At 73.4% G+C, this 4,882-nt stretch carries 2 protein-coding genes; one reads left to right on the top strand and one right to left on the bottom strand.

Annotated features, from left to right (window positions below):
• Positions 1-195: 195 nt before the first annotated feature.
• On the top strand, positions 196-3,162 hold the full coding sequence (locus tag ABZ659_RS35675; protein WP_360229122.1) for a BTAD domain-containing putative transcriptional regulator: 2,967 nt from the start codon (positions 196-198) through the stop codon (positions 3,160-3,162).
• On the opposite strand, the gene ABZ659_RS35670 is transcribed toward ABZ659_RS35675, so the two are convergent.
• Positions 3,144-4,748, bottom strand: coding sequence for a glycosyl hydrolase (locus ABZ659_RS35670; RefSeq protein WP_360229119.1), 1,605 nt, complete (start codon positions 4,746-4,748; stop codon positions 3,144-3,146). The two genes, ABZ659_RS35675 and ABZ659_RS35670, sit on opposite strands and share 19 nt — an antisense overlap.
• Positions 4,749-4,882: the final 134 nt, after the last annotated feature.

Raw genomic sequence — 4,882 nt, 5'->3', positions numbered from 1 at the left:
GGTTCCGTCATGTCCGTCCCTTCGTTCAACACCTGGCCAAGACGGCCCTATTAATGCCCTCTTGCCTTTAACTCCGCATTACCTCCCCGTATTCACCGGAAATGCGTTACCGGCATGGGTCGGCAAAGCAACAACGTGCCGAAAAGAGACCCTGGTCACGATGCGATCGAGGTCCCCGTCAGTAGAGTCACCAGGGTGAACACAGGCTACGGAGACACAGCGCACGGCGGGTTTGTGCGCTTCGCCGTGCTGGGGCCGATCCGCGCATGGCACGGTGCACAGGAAATCGATCTCGGTTCGCCACAGCAGCGGGTGGTATTGACCACACTGCTGTTGCGGCGCGGGCGCCCCGTGACCGTCGGGGAACTCGTCGACGCCGTCTGGGGCGAGCGGCCGCCCTCCGCCGCCATCTCCGTCCTGCGCACGTATGTGTCGCGGTTGCGGAAGACACTGGAGCCCGGCGGTGACGGTGACGGGCACCCACGGGTGATCGTCTCGGTCGCGGACGGCTACCTGGCCGACGTCCCCGACGACGCCCTGGACCTGGGGCTGTTCGAGCGGCGGGTCGCCGAGGCGACCCGGCTGCGCACGGCGGGCGAGGAGTCCGCCGCCGCCGACCTGCTGCACACGGCGCTCGCCGACTGGCAGGGCACGCCGCTGGCCGGGCTGCCCGGGCCCCTGGCCGAGAGCGAGCGGGCCCGGCTGGCCGAACGGCGGCTGGCCGCCCTGGAGATGCGGCTCGACCTCGACATCCAGCTGGGCCGCCACCGCGACGTGATCGCCGAGCTGACCGCGCTGACCGGCGACCATCCGCTGCGTGAGCAGCTGAGCAGGCTGCTGATGCTGGCCCTGTACCGGTCGGGCCGACAGGCCGAGGCGCTGACGGCGTACCGGGCGACCCGGCGCATCCTGGTGTCGGAACTGGGCATCGAACCCTGCGCCCCGCTCCGCCAGTTACACGACCGCATCCTCGCGGCCGACGCCTCCCTGGACCCCGCCCCGCACCCGGCCCCGTCACCACGGCGACCTCCCGAGGCCGAGGACGCCCACGCGGCGGCCACCCCGGAACCGGAACCCCCTCCGGAACCGACACCCCCCGCCGTGGCCCGACCGGCGCAACTCCCCGCCGACCTGCCCGCCTTCACCGGCCGACGCCGGGAACTGGACGAGATCCGGGCCCTGTTGCCGCCGGACGGCACCTCGCCGCAGACGGTGGTGATCGGCGCGATCGGCGGTATGGGCGGCATCGGCAAGACGACCCTGGCCGTGCACTGGGCCCACGAGGTCGCCCACCGCTTCCCCGACGGGCAGCTCTACGTCAACCTGCGCGGCTTCGACCCGACCGGCTCGGTCATGCCGCCCGGCGAGGCCATCCACATCTTCCTCGCCGCCCTCGGCCTGCCCCCGCAGCGCATCCCCGCCCAGCTCGACGCGCAGGCGGCGCTGTACCGCAGCACGCTCGCCCGACGCCGGGTGCTGATCCTGCTCGACAACGCCCGCGACACCGACCAGGTCCGGCCGCTGCTGCCGGGCGCCCCCGGCTGTCTGGTCATCGTCACCAGCCGCAGCCAGCTCACCGGCCTGATCGTCAACGACGGCGCGCACCCGCTGACGCTCAGCCCGCTGACCACCACCGAGGCCCACGGCTTCCTCAGCCGCCGCCTCGGCGCCGCGCGGCTGGCGGCGGAGCCCAAGGAGACCAACGAGATCATCGAGTACGGCGCCCGGCTGCCGCTGGCGCTGGCCCTGGTCGCCGCCCGGGCCGCCACCCACCCCGGGTTCCCGCTCAGCGCCGTCGTCGACGAACTGCGCGACAGCCACGGCAGCCTCGACGCCTTCACCAGCAGCGACCTCAGTACGGACGTACGCGCCGTGTTCTCCTGGTCGTACGAGGCGCTGTCCGCTCCGGCGGCGCGGCTGTTCCGGCTGCTGGGGCTGCACTGCGGGGCGGACATCTCCACCCCGTCCGCGGCGGCCCTCGTCGGGCTCCCGCCCCGGGACGTGCGCGGACCGCTCGCCGAACTCACCCGCGCCCACCTGCTCACCGAACACCGGCCCGGCCGCTACGCCCTGCACGACCTGCTGCGCGCCTACGCCACCGAACGCGTCCACGCCGAGGAGTCGGAGCGGGAGCGCGGCGAGGCCGTCGAGCGGCTGCTGTCCTGGTACCTGCACACGGCCGACGCCGCGTACGCGTTCCTCGCCCCGCGCCGCCGCCGGGTGCCCCTCGAAGCGCCGCCCCCGGGCTGCCGTCCGCTGACGTTCACCGCCCATGACCAGGCCGTGGACTGGTGCGAGACCGAACGGCCCGGCCTCGTCGCCGCCGTGCACCAGGCCGCCGCGGCCGGACTGCCCGGCATCGCGTGGCGGCTGCCCGCCGCCCTGTGGGGCTTCTTCTACCTGCGCAGCCACCTCCAGGACTGGCACGACACCACCCGCGCCGGGCTCGCGGCGGCCCGCGCCAGCGACGACGAGGAGGGCGTGTCGTGGGCGCTCAAGGACCTGAGCAACGCCCTGCGCTCGCTGGGCCGGCACGAGGAGGCGATCAGCGCCCTCCGGGACGCGCTGGTGCTGTACCGGAAGACGGGCGACGTGAAGGGCAGGGCGTCGGCCATGGCCAACATGGGCGACATCTACCTCCAGGCCGGGCAGTTCCGGAAGTCCGTCGAGTACTCGCGCCGGGGCCTGGCCCTCTACCGCCTCCTCGGCGGTGACCCCTGGAGCGAGGGCATCGGCCTGGCCAACCTGGGCGACGCCTACCAGCGGCTCGGCCGGTTCGACGACGCCGTGACCTGTCTGGAGGAGGCGATGACCGTCCTGCGGGCCAGCGGCAACCGCTGGGTCGAGGGCGTCGCGCTCGACTTCCTCGGCACGGTACGGCACCGGCTGGGCCGCCACGACGACGCGGTCGCCGCGTACCGGCAGGCGCTGGAGGCCCACCGGGACGTCAGCAACCAGTGGGGCGAAGGGCACACGCTCGGTCATCTGGGAGAGGTCCTCCTCTCCGTCGGCCGCCCGGAGGAGGCCCGTATGACGTGGCGGCGGGCACTGAAGATCTTCGGCGAGCTGGACCACCCGGACGCCGAGCAGATCCTCGTCAACCTGCGCCGCCTGGACGGACACCCGTCCACCCCCGGCCCCCCTCAACCCGCGGTCCGGTAGGCCTGGCCGCTGGCGTTCGCCGTCGTCCCGTCGTACAGGCCCGTCGGGCTGGTGCGGGTGGAGAGGGTGAACCACGCGTACCGCTCCACGAAGTCCAGCCGCTCCAGCATCCGCGTCGACGACCCGACGAAGGCGGCCTGTTCCTCCGCGCCGGGGTAGCGGGGCGTGCCCTGGGAGAAGTCGATGAGGCCGTACTCGGTCAGCCAGACCGGCTTGCCGTAGCGGTCGTGGACGGCCTGGAGGTAACGGCGCAGGTGCTCCGGGGCGTCGGGGCCGAAGTCGGCGCCGTACCAGTGCACGGGAACGAAGTCGACGCGCAGGCCGCGCTCGTCGGCGCCCTTCATGAAGCGGTCCAGCCAGCCGCCCTCCAGGTCGGCGCCGCTGGCGACCGCCGGTGCGCCCAGCCGCAGGCCGGTCGCCTCCAGCCGGGGCCACAGGTCGAGCGCCTGCTCGGGGCTCATGTCGGCCTGACCGGGATGGTCGGGCTCGTTGAAGCCGAGCAGGTTCGTGCCCTCGCGTGCCGCCGCGCCCAGTTCGGCGTCGGTGACCGAGCCGGGGCCCCAGATCATCGGCACGTACTCGACGCCGTCCGGCTTGGCGACCTCGCCGGTGGAGGACGCCCAGTTGTAGTACCAGGACGCGCCGGAGTCGACCAGCGCCTGGGCGGCGCCCTCGACGGGGTTGAGGCTGACGCCCCGCGCGTCGGCGGGCGCGGCGGTCTCGGGCGTCGGGTCGGGGGTGACCGGGTCGGTGGCGGGCGTGGGGCCGGACGCGCCCTGGAAGGTGACGGTCATGCCGGTGCAGTGGCTGCACTGGCGGACGACCTGGTTGCCGGGTTCGGCGTCGTGCCTGGACCAGGAGTACGCCTTCGGGCACTGCCGGGTGAGGGCCTCGCTGTAGGCCGTCTTGGCGTCCCGGTTCGGGTTGACGCAGACCAGCGGCCTGCCCGTCGCCGCGTCCCTGGTCAGGTTCTCCGGCGGGCAGACGGCCAGCAGGTCGCCGGGGCAGCCCACGTCGGAGCACTCGCCGCCGTCCGCGGGCGGTGCCGCGCCGTCGGGGACGATCGTCACCGTCGACGAGACCGCGTTGACGTAGCTGACGTTGTACCAGGGGGCCAGGGCGTCGGCCGGATCGAAGTTGAACTCGGCGAGGCTGACGGGCTGTTCGCCGGTCGCGCAGTGGTCGGCGTACGGCCCGCAGTCACCGACCGCGCAGTGGAACGTACTGCCGTCCTCCCCCGCGCAGCCCTGCCGCGCGAAGAACTTGCCGCGCCAGTGCCCGGCGCCCGACTGCTCGGGCACGGTGATCGTGGCGGACTGCCCCGGGTCCAGCTTCGGCAGCCCGGCGAGCGGGGCGGAGCCGTCCGCGTTGACCGTGGCGCCGATCCAGACCGGTTCGGACATCTCGTTGCGGAAGGTGACGGTGTGCTCGCCGGTGCCCGCCACCCCGGCGACACGGTCGCTGCGGTCGGCGCCGTCCCCGCCGGGGGCGAAGACGGCCGAGGCGACGACCGTCGCACCGGCGACGACGGCGAGTAGCAGCGCCAGCAGGAGCCTGCGCCCGGGCAGGGGGATCGGCAGCGGCATGGAAGGTCCCTCTCAGTCGTGGTCGGCGGGATCAGGGCCACCCGCGGGGCCACGACGGATCAGGACGCCGGACGGTTCACCCGGAGGTTGAACTGTTCGGGCGCGTTCCCCGTTGCGACGGACATGACGGAACA

It is taken from the genome of Streptomyces sp. NPDC006997 (assembly GCF_040635175.1).
Taxonomy (GTDB): Bacteria; Actinomycetota; Actinomycetes; order Streptomycetales; family Streptomycetaceae; genus Streptomyces.
Note: the sequence above shows the minus strand (reverse complement) of the source record. Positions and strands in the feature narration are given on the sequence as shown.

Coding starts and splice junctions, on each gene's coding strand:
- ABZ659_RS35670 (WP_360229119.1), bottom strand. CDS start 4,748: ATGCCGCTGCCGATCCCCCTGCCCGGGCGCAGGCTCCTGCTGGCGCTG.